Below are 14399 nucleotides of genomic sequence, written 5' to 3' on the forward strand. Positions count from 1 at the left end.
AGGACCGCAATGGTCGCAACATGTTCACGTGATACCTGAGCGCGGTTCGCTCAGGGTGTCAGGCGCGGACCCGGCGTTCGTGCGTGGGCGCAATGCCCAGAGTGTCTCGATATTTTGCGACGGTTCGGCGGGCCACCTGCACACCCTCGTCGTGCAACATTTGTACCAGACGGGAGTCGCTCAGGGGCTTCGCCGGATTCTCGGCCGACACGAAGCGCTTGATCATGGCCTGAATAGCAGTAGCTGAGCAGCTTCCCCCTTCCGTTGTCCCAACGGAGCTTGAAAAGAAGTACTTGAGCTCGAAGAGGCCACGTGGCGTATGCATGTACTTGCTGGCCGTTGCTCGGGATACCGTTGATTCGTGCAACCCGAGGCGGTCAGCGATGTCCCGCAACACCAGCGGCTTCATCGCCTCAGGTCCATATTCCAGAAAACCACGCTGGAGGTCAACGATCTCCTGTCCCACCCGCAGCAGAGTCTCGTTTCGGCTGCGTAGCGCATGCAGAAAATGGCGTGCTTCCGCGAGATGGCTCTTGAGCGTCTGCTGCTCCGGGCTGCCATCGCCGCGCTTCAGATAGGACTGATAGGTGCTATTGATACGAATCTTTGGCGCAATTTCCGGGTTGAGTAAAGCCTCCCAACGGCCGCTGCGCTTACGCACGAAGAGGTCCGGGGAGACATATTGATTGGAGTGGTCTTGGAAGGGGGCGCCGGGATGCGGTTGCAGGGAGCGTATGAGGTGCAGCGCCAAGTCCACCTGCTCTTCGCTGGCCTGCAACCGTTTGCTCAGCGAACGCAGTGGAATTTGGGTGATGTCCTGCAGGTGCTGGCTCACAATGCGTTGAGCGATATCACGCTCGGGACATGCGGGTACGCCCTGCAATTGGAGTTGCAGGCACTCACGCAGATCGCGCGCCGCCACGCCGATCGGGTCACAGCTCTGCAACTGAGCGAGTACTCCATCAACCTCAGCGGGGCTAAGTTCGCAGTCGCTGCAGATGGTGTCCCGTAGCTCGACATAGTCGAGGATGTAACCACGCTCATCCAGTCCATCAATGAGGTAAGCACAGGCACTGCGCTGAGTCGAGTCCAAAGGCAGCAGCCGCGCCTGATTCAGCAAATGATCTTGCAGGTCCGGTGTGCTGGTCATGGAGGCTTGGCGGTAGTCCTGCAAGGCCTGTTGCGCCTCTGGGTCATCACTACTGCCGCTGTAAACATCGTTCCAGCTGAAGTCTTCGCCGGGGTCGTCTGGGATGGCCTCGGAGGTGTCGTTGGCCTGTTTAAGCTCGCCGGCATTCTCCGCGGCGCTAGTCGTAGGCTCGTCTGTGGTGGGCTCTGGGCTATCGACCTCGGCTTCGGCCTCTTCGGGCTCGAGCATCACATTCGAATCCAAGGCCTGCTGAATCTCCGTTTGCAGGTCCAAGGACGCCATTTGCAGCAGCCGAATGGCTTGCTGCAGGGCAGGAGTCATCGAGAGGCTCTGGCCCAGCTTCAGGCTCAGGACATTCTTCATGGCGTTGCAATCACAGGCCGGATCAATTCCATTTCAAAGCAAATCTGTGCCAGGTGGCGCTGAAATAAGGGCTACATGTGCGGCTCATTTCAGTGCCTTCCCAACTGGCAAGATTATTGCATCGCGCCGACAAAATCACACTGCCGCCAGGCTTCGTAGACGAACACCGCTGTGGCGTTGGCCAAGTTAAGGCTGCGCGAACCCTCTACCATCGGCAGTCTTAATCGCTGCTGGGCGGGGTAGGCTTCCCGAAAATCGGGCGGTAGTCCGCGGGTTTCGGAGCCCATGACCAGCATGTCTCCTGGCTCAAACTGCACTTGGGTTGGGGGGCGACTCGCGTGTTTGGTGGTCAGAAAAATGCGCTCTTCGCGCACCTCTGGCGTGGCCTCGCGGAGGCAGGACCAATCCCGATGAACCCGTACCTTGACGAATTCGTGATAGTCCAAACCGGCGCGGCGCAGGCGCTTGTCATCCAGAATAAAACCCAGGGGCTGCACCAAATGCAGCTGGGCTCCCACATTGGCGCATAGGCGGATGATGTTGCCCGTGTTCCCTGGGATTTCTGGTGCATAAAGCACCACGTGCAGCCAGCTCATGCGCCCAGAGCCAAGGCAACCAGGGCCAGGCTGGCGAAGGCATGGATCACCATGACCGGCCGCGGGAACTCTCCCTGCTTATGGCGCGCCCCAAAGAGCATGGCCCCGCTAGCAATCACGACGACAACCGCAATGACTTCGGGGTTGCTCCAGGGGCCTTCGCGGCGATAGAGCAAAGCCAAACTGGCGAGCAATAGGCCCCCTGCGATAGCGTGCAGCAAAACCAAGCCTTGTGAGGGCGTCAGGGATCGCGCCAACCAACGTGGCCACAAGGCCATTCCGCTGAGCAGCCCAAGTGCGATCAGTAGCCACCACCAAACTGTGTCGATCATGGCACCTGATCCAAATGTTGAATCTTGATGCCGGGCAGTTTGCGCAGATCCGGGAGTATTTTGCTGATGTCTCCAACGATCACCCATTGCAGCTGCCCAGCAAAAAAGTGCTGTTTGGCGGCTTCTTCCACCTCTGGTGGTGCTAAGGCTTGGAGCCGCTGCGGGAGCTTGGCCAAATAGTCTGCAGGGCGCTGCCGCTGAATTTGGCTGAGCAGCGATGCGGCGACCTGAGCCGTCGTCTCATGCTGTCCGGGCAGGCGCAGGGCACGGTTGCGGGCCGCCCTGCGTAGCTCCTCATCGCCGACGGTCCCGGTTTTTTGCATGCGCCGAATCTCGGCTTGAATCTCCGCCACTGCAGCTGCGGTGTAGGGAGTTTGAACGCGGGTGTAGTTCACCCAAGGCTGCTGAGCCTGGGTGCCGACGATGGCGCTGCGCGCTCCATAGCTCCAGGATTTGTCTTCTCTGAGGTTCATATTCAGCCTCGAGGTGAATAGCCCGCCATAGAGGGTGTTGGCCATGCTCAAAGCTAAATCACTTTGCGGAGTCTCCGGGGGCAATAAATGGCCTGCCAGGATGAGCGATTGGGGAGCGCCAGGTCGGTCGAGTAGGTAAATATGAGCCGCTTGCGCCATTGCGACTTCAGGCAATTCGGGGAAGGGGGCCGCTGCTTCAGCGGGTGACCATGAGAGCAGGGCCTGGGGCAGCCGTTCGCGCACCTGGTCGATGGTCCACGGTCCTACGATGAGCAAGGTGGAATCCTGCGGGTGCAGCATGCGCGCGGCGTGCCTTGCGAGGTCTTGGGTGCTGAGCTGCGCGACAGACTCGGGGTAGCCACTACCGGTCAGTGGTTGGGCGTAGGGATGGTCTTCTCCAAACAACAGAGGTGGCAAGGTGCGCAGCCCCAAGGAGAAGGGGCTGGCTCGCTCCTGCTCAATGCCTGCTAGCTGCAGATTCCGGCGACGCTCAAGCTCGGCGCTGGAGAATTGCGGCTGGGTTAATAAGGCGCTAAACCACTGCAGAGGTTGATCCTCCCAGCCGGCAAGCGCGGAGAGGCTGAGCTCAAAATGGTCTAGTTCGGCGCGGCTGCCGATGCTGGCCCCATTGGCCTCCAGGGCCCGCGCCAACTCTAAAGCGTCCAGATCGCCTGCGGATTCGTCCAGGACATCCATCATCAAGGTGCCCAGCCCGGCCTGACCTTGAGGGTCTGCAGCTGTGCCACCGCGCCGGGTCCAGCGAAACTCAGTGACGGGAGCCTCAGCTAAGTGCGCCACAACAACCTGCATTCCGTTCTTCAGGGTGATGGCGTCGGTGTCAGGTAGTTTGAGCGAGGGGGCCTCGTCCACCGTGGGCAGGGCACTTCGATCTGCGTCCACCGCGGCGACCTCATGAGCCTGTTCAGGCACAACCGATACGGTGAGATGACCTGCATCGGTCCACTTTTTTAACGCAGTTTGCAGCTGTTCGCGGCTTAAGTCGCGCAGCCAGGCCAGCTCCTGGCGCCACATGTCCGGGTCGCCGGCAAGTACCGCAGCCGATGCTAATTGATCGGATTTGCCGCCGAAGCCGCCCACTTGTTCTAGCCCCCGCACGACGCCGGCATAGAGACTGCGCTGAACGCGCTCTAACTCAGCCGGGCGCGGGCCCTCCTGGCGCAGGCGCTGCAATTCAGCATCAAGAATGGCCTCAACCCGTGCTGGGTCGGCCTCAGGCTTGATAGTAGCGATTAAGTACAGTTGAGAGCCCAGTTCACCCGGGGAAAAGTAGGCTCCGGCGCTGGTGGCAAGCTGTTCTTGGTAGACCAATCGCTCGTAGAGTCTGGAGCTTTTTCCACCGCCGAGAATTTGTGCGGCCACCTGCAAGGCGACGGCATCTTGGGTGTAGTTGGCGGCGACGTTGTAAACCCGGTAAATCCGCGGCTGCGGCACTTGGTCGACCACACTGGCTCGGCGATTGTCAGCCATGGGCGCTTCCCAGCGCTGCGGGCGTTGCAGCTGGGGGCCGGCGGGAATAGCACCAAAGTAGTGCTCTACGCGCTCCCGCGCCAATTCAGCAGTCACGTCGCCCGCGATGACAATGGTGGCATTGGCGGCGCCATACCAGGTGCGAAACCAGTCTTGAACGTCCTCCATGCTGGCCGAATTGAGATCTGCCATGGAGCCTATGGTGGTCCAAGAGTAAGGATGCCCTTCGGGGTAGGACAGCTCCGGGATCATGTCCCAGACCTTGGCATAGGGTTCATTGCCGCGTTGCCGTTTTTCGTTCTGAACAACACCGCGCTGCTCATCCAGTTTGTCTTGAGTCACCGCTCCGAGCAGATGCCCCATGCGGTCAGACTCCAGCCACAACAATCGATCCAGCGCCGTTGTAGGAACGTTGGCAAAGTAGTTGGTGCGGTCGCGGTTGGTGGTGCCGTTGAGGTTGGTGGCACCCACTTCTTCCAAGGGGCGGAAGAATTCATCGTCGTAGTTTTCGCTGCCATTGAACATCAAATGTTCGAAGAGGTGGGCAAAACCTGTGCGTCCCTCAGGCTCGTTCTTGGAGCCTACGTGGTACCAAACGTTGACCGCGACGATGGGGCTACGGTGGTCCTCGTGCACGATGACCCGCAGGCCATTGTCTAGCCGGAACTCGGTGTAATCCAAGCTTGGCAATGGCCAGTCTGTTGTGGATTGCGTTGGAATCAGGCTGCAGGCGAGCAGACAGGCGGGCAGCAACAGCAACAACAAATGGGTGCGCACAGACATAATGCAGTCATATCCAGTGAACGAGCCCAGCAGATTACGCGCTACCGCGTCTGAATTCAGACTTTGGGCCGGTTTTGGAGGACCACAATGACAAATTTATGGATTGACCTGCACCGCAGATTCGCATCTTGCTTGCTGTGGGTGGCAGCGAGTCTGGCTATGGGCTGCTCCCAAGAGCCTTCAGTGCAGCCTACAAAGGCTGCCAGTCAGGCGGAGACACAAGCCGAAATCGCATGGTTCAAAGGCACAGTCGAAGAAGCCTTCGCTCATGCTGCTGCCAATCGCAAGCCACTATTTCTGTATTGGGGGGCGACCTGGTGCCCACCATGTAATCAGCTCAAATCCACGGTCTTTACGCGACCGGATTTCGTGGCCCAAACCCAGCGGTATGTGGCCTTTCGCTTGGACGGTGACGATCCGGCCGCACAGCGTTGGGCTGCGCATTTTGGTGCCATGGGCTACCCCACGCTGATCGTATTTGATGCCCAAGGGCAGGAGCGCACCCGCTTATCTAGCGGCATGCAATTGGAGCGCTACGCCCAAGTCTTAGAAACCGCGCCACAGTCGCGTGATCTGAGCACCTTAATAGCGCTCTGGCGGCAGCAGCGTTTGGCGGACTGGTCGGCTGCTGATTGGGAGCAAGTGGCCTACTACCCCTGGGGCGCTGAACCTCATGGGCTGCTGGAGGACGCCGAGCGCAAGTCGTTCTTCGCCGAACTGCATGCGGCGCAGTCCGTTCCCACACCCGCCTTGGACCGACGGCTGCTCTTGTTATGGGCAACGGAGGTTCTGCGCGCTAGTGAACCGGAGCCTTTGCTGCAGGGCCGCAAGGGCCAATTCCGCGAGGAGCTGCGAGCCATACTGAGCAACCCAGCCGAGTGGCAGGCCAGCCTGGATTGGCTGCAATATTCTGGCGTTGATTGGATTGCCGCCATTAGTTCCTCAGACGAGCAGCGTAAGTCGCTGCTGGCAGAGCTGCAGTCTGTGATGGAGCAGGTGTGGTCGGATGAGAATTACAGTTTAAAAACGCGTCTGCTCACCTTGCGCAGCCGCTTGGATGCGGCGGCACTCAATTACCCTCAGCAGCCACCTGCCGCGCCGCTGGTAGCACTGGTTGAACGGCGGACGGCGCAGATTACGGAGCAGGCGCAGACGCCTTATGAGCGCCAGTCTCTGATGTACAACGCGGCTTGGTATTTGCGCGAGGTGGGTCAAAGCTCAGCCGCCGCAGAATTACTGCAGTCCGAGTTGGAGACGGCAGTCGCCCCTCATTACTACATGAGTTATCTGGGGCGTTTCGCCCAGGACCAGGGAGATATCCAAGAGGCGCTGAACTGGTACCAGCGAGCATTTGTACAGGCGCATGGGTCGGCGACACGGATGCAATGGGGTTTGGCCTATTTACAGTCTTTGCTGGAGCTGGCCCCTGCGGATGAGCCGCGTATTTACGTCGCCTTGGAATCGCTGCAGCAGATTGCCCAGGAGGCACCGAATAGCCTGTATCAGCGTAGCCGGGTGCGTTTGCAGCGTCTGCAAACCCCGCTGGCGCAGTGGACGCAGGCGAGCAAGCGTCGTCGTGAAGTTCTGGCTGAGGGGCGGCAGCAATGGCAGGCGGTGTGCGAGCAGCTGGAGGCGAGTTCCGCCGCGGCGCAAACCTGCGCAGCTTTTTGGCCCAGTACTTAGGGGAGGGCTGATGCGTTTATTGGACACGGGTTGGCTGACGGGGGTCCGTCGCTGTGCATCTCCGAATGTAGATGCGCGGCCGGATCCCGAGGACCTGAGCTTGCTGGTACTGCACTGCATTGCTTTGCCCCCGCGTCAGTACTCCGGTCATGCGGTGCGCCAGCTGTTCTGTAACCAGCTGAATACCCAGGAACACCCTTACTTCGCAGGCTTAGAAGGTGTGAGGGTGAGCGCGCACCTATTTATTCGGCGTCAGGGCAGCATCTGGCAATTCGCTGCCTTGCGCGATCGGGCTTGGCACGCCGGCCAGTCGATGTGGCAGGGCCGAGAACGCTGCAACGATTATTCGATTGGAATCGAGCTGGAAGGCTCCGACGACCGGCCCTACACCCAGGCGCAGTATCGTCAACTCCGGCGGCTGATTCCGATCATCCGCCGCCGATACCCAGCGATCAGTGCGGAAAATATCGTTGGTCATGAGCATATTGCGCCTGGACGCAAGACGGACCCCGGCCCAGGCTTTGATTGGCGCCGCTTATGGCGTGATGTGGCGGCCAGCGAGGCGCCAGCGCGTCAACGGCGCTAGATCAGCGGCTGGAGCCCGAAGGTCGCTCAGGAGACCCAAGCGCGCAGCAAGGGCTCCAACAGCATGAGGCTCAAGGCAGCCGCGCCCACATAACTCAGCATCACGGCGAGCCCAGCGCTTAAGCGGCCCGGCCAGGGGGCTTGGCCCGCGGCCTGCCATGCCATACAGGTAGCTGCGCCTAGCCAGGCTTCTGCCGGCAGTATGTACAGCGCGGTGCCAGCAACGCCCGTGACACCTTGCGGCGCCCAGATTTGCAAATGCGGGGCAGCGAGCTCAGCCAAGCCGAAGATGACCAGAGCCCAGCCGGCTGCACGGAGCGCCGCCCCAGCCTGAGCAGGACGGGCCAAGTGCAGGCAGACAAACAGTGGGATCACCCACATCAGGCCCATGTAAATCGGTACGGCGCCCACGTACGGTACGCCATGCGGCATGAAGCGCAGTACTCCGGCACTGCTGCTCAGCCACCAATCTGGCAGGATCATCAAGGCCGACAGGGGCAGCAAAAATAGCCACAACTGAAAGGCACGAGACGCGCCGACGAACTGGGTGAACAAGGCCATGGCAATGGAGTAGCCGACCACGAGCCCCAGCAATAACTGCCCATAGGGCAGTGGCTGCCACCACAGTGCCAGCCCACAGAACACCCCAAACGCTGTATGAAAGGCCCAAAGCTGGGCATGGCTCAGCATCAGGCGGCCTCTGCGGAGAGGCTAGGGCCGCGCAGTCCCAACTCTGCCCCCAGTTCTCGCAGCATGTCGTGAAGCAGCGCGGTCATGAGCCGCATGTCAGTTTCAAAGGCTAGCTGCGGATCGTCATCACGCACGGAGTCGTCTTCAGCTTGTGTTTCCAGCAAGCGCAGACGTTTGATCTGCAGATTATCGGCAAGCACCATGCTTAAACGATCATCCCAACATAGCCCAAGTTTTGTGGCCCGTTTTCCCTGATCCAGGTGGCGCTTGAGTTCGTTGGCCGAGCCTACGGGCAGGCGGCTATAACGAATGGTCGCGCGCTGCGGGTCACTGCCCTGGACTTCAGCCTCATCATCGAGGGTGAAGTGGCCAGCGGCCTCGCCCCGACCTAACCATTCGGTTAACAGCGTTTGTACCCCAACTTCGGTGTCCGGAAGGATGATGCGCGGCAGCATGGGGGCATGCTCACGGAGCAACTCCACCAGTTTTTCAGCCTGACCCTGGGAGGCTGCGTCCACCACCAGCCAGCCATGCTCGCTATCCAACCAGGCGCGAATAGACTTTTGCACCACAAAAGCCTGAGGTAGCAGCCGGGCGCGAATATCCTCCTTCATTTCCTGCTTTTGCTTGCGGCCCGGTTTGTAGCCCCGCTGCTGGGCATGCTCTTCCACTTTCTCGGCCAGCTCTTGATTAATCACGCTGGCGGGTAGCAGGCGCTGACGCTCGCCAAAGCGCAAAAACATGTGCCGGTCAAAGCCCTCCACCAGGCGCCCGTCGCTGAGCACCGGTAACCAGCCCTGCGTGTGCTCCATGGCACCGGGCACATTTTGCAGGGGGTGGGCCGCGAGTGCTGTTTCCAGTTCGGCAGGGGGTAGCGAGAAGCTCTCCGTAAACTGGAATAGGCAGAGATTTTTAAACCACATAGTCATGCAGGGCTCGAAGCGGCCGCAGATCATAGCAATCGCGTGCTGGCTTGGCGGTCTGGCTACAGCGTGGCAGTATCAAAAAAAATGACAAGGCTGCGCTGCGGCGAGACGGCCTGCGGAGGATACAAATGGATGATGAAGGCTTGACGCAACAAGGATCTGGCGCGTTGTACGCGGCGATGTACGAGGAGCTCAAGCGCTGCGCGAGGCGCGAACGACGCAAGCTCATTGCTGGACAAACCTTGGCGACCACCGCACTGGTCAATGAGGCCTATTTGAAGTTGGCCAGCCACCAAGGCTACGAAAACCGCCAGCATTTTTTGATGACAGCGGCTCAGGCCATGCGCCAAGTCTTGGTGGATAATGCCCGGGCGCACATGGCTAATAAGCGTGGAGGCGGCGTCAAACCCTTGTCCTTGGATGCCACCGCGTTTCCGCATGAAATTGCGGCGCAAGACGACGCCGATGCGGATACTTTGGTTGCGCTAGACACGGTGTTGGAGCAACTGCGCGACAAGCATCCTCGCTTAGTGGCCCTGGTGGAGTGTCGCTATTTTGCCGGCTTTAACGACGAAGAGACAGCTGCTGCCTTGGGCGTGACCTCGCGTACTTTGCGTCGCGACTGGATCAAGGTGCGTGCCTTACTGCACGACAAGCTTAAGGCGACGTGGACCGGGCCAATAGAGGATGCGTCGGGCTGAGGACTCGGCGCAGGCTGGTTTGGGCGTCCAAACGCTCTTGCTGCGCCACTCTTTGTTGACCTAAACGCTCCAGGTATTCGGCCCGCTTGAGCTGGAGCATGGCAATGCTGAAATGCTCTGGAGCTCGGGCGGCCGACTTTTCTTCTATGGCTAACTCGATTTGAGTTAAGGCTCCTGCCCAATCTGCCTGCCGCCCTAAGCGATGCGCGAGGGCCTCGCGCAGGTGGGCGGCATGATTCTCACCGCGCTTGCCACGAGCCTTGAGCTTATTGATGGCCGCAAGCGCGGGCGCTGGCGGACCGGCAGCAACCGCGGGCGCTTCGATGATGTGCTGCAAGCCCTGGCAAACATTCACCCAAATGCTTTGCGTGGAATAAAAGTCTGTGGGCAGCTCTGCCACTGCCGCTGCTGCGGCTGCGGTGTGATCTGTGAGGTACAGCAAGCGGGCGAGATTACAGCTAGCGGACGCATGGAGATTAGATCCGGCCCCGGCATACCGACTCGCCATCCATTGGCTTTGCTCCAGCAAGGTGCGAGCGTCCTCTAATTCTCCGTTAATCCAATGAGTGATGCCAAGGTTTTTGAGTAATACGGCTTGCGCTGCAGACGCTCCATAGAGCTTAGAGCGCAGATCCAATGCGCTGCTCAGGCGCTGCTGCGCCTCCAAGGGGCGCCCGGCACGTAAGGCAAATGCGCCCCAGTTAGTGAGTAGGTTCAAGGCGTCTGGAGACTGCTCTTCTCCTAATGCCTGGTAGATGGCATAGCCTTGTTCGGAGCTATGTAGGGCCGCACCGAGATTACCGGCGTAGTAATGAGCAACGGCCAAATTCACCCACAGGGTTGCGGTCTCTGGATGCTTGTCCCCCAAGTATTTGCGGGCATGAACTAAGCCTTGTTTGAGACGCTCCACGGCGGCGGCTTCATTACCGCGGGCACGCTCTAGCTGAGACTCTAGCGTGGCCAAAGAGAGCAACAGATGGCGCTGAATCATCGGTGCTTGGCTGTAGACCTCGCGCACCATGGCAATGTGCTCGGCGGTGGCCTCAAGGTCTCGATCCCGAAAGCTGAGATGCGCTTTATTCAGTGCAATGTCGGCTTGCAGGCTGGGCGGGAGTGCGCGCAGGTTTAGCGTATCGACTCGGCTTAAGATGCCGCGTGCTCCAGCGTAATCCTCGGCATGCAGTAGTTGCGAGCTCAGCATGCTCCACAAGGTGGCGGCCGTCAGTGGGTCCTGGGCGACGCGGGCCTCGGCGGCGGTGCTGGCGCGCTCAAACAGGGCGCGTGTTTGAGCCGGGTCGGAGCGCTCGGCCGAGTTGGTCAGAATCTCACTAAATGCATTGCGCAGGCTCTGCATGCGTTGCAGCTCCAGGCGCGCGACGTCGCGCTCTTGCAGGGCCAGCCGAGCCTGCCAACTGGTCGCCAATAGACCCACAAAAATCGCCATGACGACGCCAGCTGCAGCGCTGGCAATCAGACGGTTGCGGCGCAGAAAGTGGGCGAAGTAATCCCAGCGGCCTGGCTCCCGGGCCAAAACCGGAAAGTCCTTGCGAAACCGGTCCAAGTCTGCCCGCAGGTCCGTCACGCTGGCGTAACGCTGAACCGGGCGCTTCTGCAGAGCTTTTAGGCAGATAGCGTCCAAGGCTGGTGACACCATCGTGCCCGGCTGAAGGCTGCTAGGGCTGGGCGGTATTTGGTGCTGAACGCGGTCAATCAGCACCGGGATGGGCGCCCCCTCCAGGTCCAGAGGAGGGTGGCCGCTGAGCAGTTTGTACAGGATGGCGCCCAGGGCATACACGTCTGTGGCGGTGCTCACAGGTTCACCGAGCATCTGCTCTGGGGCTGCGTAGTTGGGCGTTGCCAAGGCTTGGGTTTTGTCGGCGGTATGCAGCGCGGTGAGAAGTTTGGCAATGCCAAAATCCAAAAGTTTGGCTCGGCCGCGCTCGTCCACCAGCACATTGGAGGGCTTAAGGTCGCGGTGAATTACCAGTTGGCTATGCGCATAAGCCACCGCATCCAGGACCTGCTCGAAAACCGGCAGGATCTCCTGCTGGGATCGGCCATGTGCCCACTGATCGAGGGGAGTTCCATCAACCAGCTCCATCACCATCCATGGGTGGCCTTGATCATCCACACCGCCATCGAGTAGCTGTGCAATATGCGGATGAGCTAAAGCAGCCAGGATTTGTCGTTCCCGCTGCATGCGTTCGCTGTTGGCAGGATCGGCGGTGTGCAACCTCTTGAGCGCGGCCTGCATTTGATATTGGCCATCGGCCCGCTCGACCAAGAACACCTCGCCCATGCCGCCTTGGCCCAGCTTGCGCACCACTTTCCAGGCGCCAATCGCTTGCCCAATGAGGCTGGATGTAGGTAGCGATGTGGGACTACGCGCAGCGACCGAGCGGGGTTGCAGAAATTGCGTCGGGTCTAAATCCAATTCCAGCATGGGCTGAATTGCGGCCCAGAGCGGTGTGTTGTCAGCGCATATCCGCCTTGCGGACTGCAGCCTTTGCGGCGCAGGCAGATCAATGACCGCATCTAATACGCGATCAATCTCGTCTTCGCTGACTTGGCTGCTGTCTGCCATGGATGCGCCCTCCGCCGGCCTTTGGCATTGCCGATGTCCGCTTTTGCCCAGTGATTACGAATGTAGGGAGTATGCGGGCGCTTTGAGCGATTCAACAAGGCTGCCCCCACCCCATTGAGCGAATGGCGGAATCAGATATTGCTGTTCGCTCCATCCGGGCAAAAGCGGAGGGTGATAAACCCTGCACCCCTGATTCAGGGGTTTGTGGCGGGTCCGTCGGGCCCGCCGCCTTTTTGTTGCTTAAGGATTGCGTACACTTCAGGGCCTTTTTGACTGATCTGGCTACGCCGCCGGCGTAGATTGACGGAGACATAGATCATGGCCTTAACCCAGCCTTGGGCTTCACGCCTACGCTTGCCCGCCGTGGCTGCACCGCTGTTCATTATTTCTAACCCGGATTCGGTTCTCGCCCAGTGCAAGGCGGGCATTGTGGGCTCTTTCCCTGCGCTCAATGCCAGACCGGCTGAACAGTTAGATGAGTGGTTGGCTCAGATCACAGAAGAGCTGCGCGCCCACGATGCGGCAAACCCGGATCAACCAGCGGCGCCGTTCGCGGTGAACCAAATCGTCCACCGCTCCAATGATCGCCTAGAGCATGATTTGGAAATGTGCGTGAAGTACAAAGTTCCCATCGTGATCACCTCCTTGGGGGCCCGGCCAGAAGTGTTTGAGGCCGTGCACAGTTATGGCGGCGTTGTTTTTCATGATGTGATCAACGATCAGTTTGCGCGCAAGGCCATCGATAAAGGGGCCGACGGCATCATCGCTGTTGCGGCTGGCGCTGGTGGACATGCGGGTACTTGGTCGCCTTTTGCGCTGGTTCAGGAAATTCGCAGTTGGTTTGATGGGCCGCTGCTGCTCTCGGGCTGTATCGCGCGTGGAGATTCCATCTTGGCGGCCCAAGCGATGGGCGCGGATCTGGCGTACATCGGCTCGCCCTTCATTGCGACCAAAGAGGCGCGAGCTGCCGAGGCTTACAAACAAGCGGTGGTCGATGGGGGTGCTGCCGACATCGTCTATTCCAGCCTGTTTACTGGAGTGAACGGTAACTACCTGCGCTCCTCTATTGAAGCGGCTGGTTTAGACCCGGACAATCTGCCCGAGGGCGACGTGTCGCAGATGGACTTTGGCTCTAGCGGCAAACCCACCAAAGCTTGGCGCGATATTTGGGGCTGCGGGCAGGGCATTGGCGCTGTGGACCAAATCCCTAGCGCGGCTGGATTAATCGACCGCCTTGAGGGCGAGTACCGGGCCGCTCGCGAGCGCTTGCTGGGCCAGTAGTGTCGCTCCTGAAAAAGCAGTAGTGGACAGGGTCTTTTTGGCCCTGTCCCACAAGCTTGGGCTGCAGATCATTGTCGATCTGAGCTCGAAGTGATGGGCAGCGCAAAGCCTGCGCTGCGCTCATTGCTACAGACTGCTACTTGCGTGCTGATGGGGCCGTCAAGCCTGGCTACGACCAAGTAATTCGGCGACCTCATCGCGAAGCACCGAGCCAAACTCCGCGCGGTGGCCCCAGGGCAATACGCGGTGGCTGATATCGAATGTGGCGCATGCATCGATGGTAGGCTGGGGTGGCACCACATCATCATGACGACCGATCAAGACTCTGAGTTGCTGCGCCGGTAGCGTAGCCAGGGGCGCAGGTGGGAAGTCCTCGACTCGGATGGGCTGCGGCCACGGTAGTGGATCGCCGCTGCGGTGGTCGACCTGGTCTGGCGGCGCAGATGTTGCCAACGCGGCCGGAGCCAACACCGGGTTCAGAGCCAACACCTGCAATTGCGGATGACGCGCAAGTGCATGCAGAGCCTGCCAGCCGCCCATAGAGCTGCCGAGAATGGCGACACGCTCAGCGTCCTCACCCAGCTGTTGTATCCAGCGGTCGATAGCCTGCACCGATTCCACAAAAAACTGCGGGCGGTAGTCCGGGCGCAGCACACGGTGGGTCTGCCCGAAATGCTGCTCAAGAAACTGCCCAGTGTCACTGTTACCACTGGAACCTAGCCCATGCAGATAGAGTAGGGCGACGGTCGTCATAAGGATGTACG

The 14399-nt window shown here is 59.9% G+C and carries 12 protein-coding genes; 4 read left to right on the forward strand and 8 right to left on the reverse strand.

Going from position 1 to position 14399, the window contains the following annotated elements; translation table 11 throughout:
• Window positions 1-58: 58 nt before the first annotated feature.
• From KI787_11040 to KI787_11055, 4 genes are all read right to left on the reverse strand, one after another.
• Window positions 59-1513 carry an RNA polymerase factor sigma-54 gene (locus KI787_11040; GenBank protein MBV6630489.1) on the reverse strand — a complete coding sequence of 485 codons (1455 nt, stop codon included), beginning with the start codon at window positions 1511-1513 and terminating at the stop codon, window positions 59-61.
• A 113-nt stretch (window positions 1514-1626) separates the two neighbouring features.
• Window positions 1627-2109 carry a tRNA (cytidine(34)-2'-O)-methyltransferase gene (locus tag KI787_11045; protein ID MBV6630490.1) on the reverse strand — a complete coding sequence of 161 codons (483 nt, stop codon included), beginning with the start codon at window positions 2107-2109 and terminating at the stop codon, window positions 1627-1629.
• Window positions 2106-2441 carry a hypothetical protein gene (locus KI787_11050; GenBank protein ID MBV6630491.1) on the reverse strand — a complete coding sequence of 112 codons (336 nt, stop codon included), beginning with the start codon at window positions 2439-2441 and terminating at the stop codon, window positions 2106-2108. The genes KI787_11045 and KI787_11050 overlap by 4 nt, the downstream gene beginning before the upstream one ends.
• Entirely contained in the window at window positions 2438-5185 is a 2748-nt protein-coding gene (locus tag KI787_11055) for an insulinase family protein (protein ID MBV6630492.1), read from the reverse strand. Before KI787_11055 ends, KI787_11050 begins: the two co-directional genes overlap by 4 nt.
• 87 nt (window positions 5186-5272) lie before the next feature.
• On the opposite strand from KI787_11055, the gene KI787_11060 reads away from it, so the two are divergent.
• Together KI787_11060 and ampD are read left to right on the forward strand one after the other, a co-directional pair.
• Entirely contained in the window at window positions 5273-6868 is a 1596-nt protein-coding gene (locus tag KI787_11060; protein MBV6630493.1) for a thioredoxin family protein, read from the forward strand.
• A 10-nt stretch (window positions 6869-6878) separates the two neighbouring features.
• The gene (ampD, locus tag KI787_11065) at window positions 6879-7454 is read left to right on the forward strand and encodes a 1,6-anhydro-N-acetylmuramyl-L-alanine amidase AmpD (GenBank protein MBV6630494.1); all 576 of its coding nucleotides are present in this window, start codon (window positions 6879-6881) and stop codon (window positions 7452-7454) included.
• Window positions 7455-7480: 26 nt separating this feature from the next.
• Here ampD and KI787_11070 read toward each other — a convergent pair whose 3' ends face one another.
• Both KI787_11070 and KI787_11075 read right to left on the reverse strand, forming a co-directional pair.
• Window positions 7481-8143, reverse strand: a complete 663-nt coding sequence (locus KI787_11070) for a hypothetical protein (protein ID MBV6630495.1) — start codon at window positions 8141-8143, stop codon at window positions 7481-7483.
• The gene (locus tag KI787_11075; GenBank protein ID MBV6630496.1) at window positions 8143-9072 is read right to left on the reverse strand and encodes a recombination-associated protein RdgC; all 930 of its coding nucleotides are present in this window, start codon (window positions 9070-9072) and stop codon (window positions 8143-8145) included. Before KI787_11075 ends, KI787_11070 begins: the two co-directional genes overlap by 1 nt.
• A 125-nt stretch (window positions 9073-9197) precedes the next feature.
• Between KI787_11075 and KI787_11080 the strand changes: the two genes are divergently transcribed.
• Window positions 9198-9770, forward strand: coding sequence for a hypothetical protein (locus tag KI787_11080; GenBank protein MBV6630497.1), 573 nt, complete (start codon window positions 9198-9200; stop codon window positions 9768-9770).
• On the opposite strand, the gene KI787_11085 is transcribed toward KI787_11080, so the two are convergent.
• Window positions 9727-12354 (reverse strand): serine/threonine protein kinase, encoded by a 2628-nt coding sequence (locus KI787_11085; protein ID MBV6630498.1) that lies wholly within the window; start codon window positions 12352-12354, stop codon window positions 9727-9729. The two genes, KI787_11080 and KI787_11085, sit on opposite strands and share 44 nt — an antisense overlap.
• A 318-nt stretch (window positions 12355-12672) precedes the next feature.
• Between KI787_11085 and KI787_11090 the strand changes: the two genes are divergently transcribed.
• A complete protein-coding gene (locus tag KI787_11090) occupies window positions 12673-13635 on the forward strand; it encodes a nitronate monooxygenase (GenBank protein MBV6630499.1) in 963 nt (320 codons plus the stop codon).
• Between the two features lie 159 nt (window positions 13636-13794).
• Here KI787_11090 and KI787_11095 read toward each other — a convergent pair whose 3' ends face one another.
• Window positions 13795-14388: a prolyl oligopeptidase family serine peptidase gene (locus KI787_11095; GenBank protein MBV6630500.1), complete on the reverse strand. Its 594-nt coding sequence runs from the start codon at window positions 14386-14388 to the stop codon at window positions 13795-13797.
• Between the last annotated feature and the right edge of the window lie 11 nt (window positions 14389-14399).

It is taken from the genome of Oceanococcus sp. HetDA_MAG_MS8, from assembly GCA_019192445.1.
Taxonomy (GTDB): Bacteria; Pseudomonadota; Gammaproteobacteria; order Nevskiales; family Oceanococcaceae; genus MS8.

Bases quoted from the DNA above. Each gene is read 5' to 3' on its own strand.
- KI787_11040 (MBV6630489.1), bottom strand. From the start codon at position 1,513: ATGAAGAATGTCCTGAGCCTGAAGCTGGGCCAGAGCCTCTCGATGACT.
- KI787_11045 (MBV6630490.1), bottom strand. From the start codon at position 2,109: ATGAGCTGGCTGCACGTGGTGCTTTATGCACCAGAAATCCCAGGGAAC.
- KI787_11050 (MBV6630491.1), bottom strand. From the start codon at position 2,441: ATGATCGACACAGTTTGGTGGTGGCTACTGATCGCACTTGGGCTGCTC.
- KI787_11055 (MBV6630492.1), bottom strand. From the start codon at position 5,185: ATGTCTGTGCGCACCCATTTGTTGTTGCTGTTGCTGCCCGCCTGTCTG.
- KI787_11060 (MBV6630493.1), top strand. From the start codon at position 5,273: ATGACAAATTTATGGATTGACCTGCACCGCAGATTCGCATCTTGCTTG.
- ampD (MBV6630494.1), top strand. From the start codon at position 6,879: ATGCGTTTATTGGACACGGGTTGGCTGACGGGGGTCCGTCGCTGTGCA.
- KI787_11070 (MBV6630495.1), bottom strand. From the start codon at position 8,143: ATGCTGAGCCATGCCCAGCTTTGGGCCTTTCATACAGCGTTTGGGGTG.
- KI787_11075 (MBV6630496.1), bottom strand. From the start codon at position 9,072: ATGACTATGTGGTTTAAAAATCTCTGCCTATTCCAGTTTACGGAGAGC.
- KI787_11080 (MBV6630497.1), top strand. From the start codon at position 9,198: ATGGATGATGAAGGCTTGACGCAACAAGGATCTGGCGCGTTGTACGCG.
- KI787_11085 (MBV6630498.1), bottom strand. From the start codon at position 12,354: ATGGCAGACAGCAGCCAAGTCAGCGAAGACGAGATTGATCGCGTATTA.
- KI787_11090 (MBV6630499.1), top strand. From the start codon at position 12,673: ATGGCCTTAACCCAGCCTTGGGCTTCACGCCTACGCTTGCCCGCCGTG.
- KI787_11095 (MBV6630500.1), bottom strand. From the start codon at position 14,388: ATGACGACCGTCGCCCTACTCTATCTGCATGGGCTAGGTTCCAGTGGT.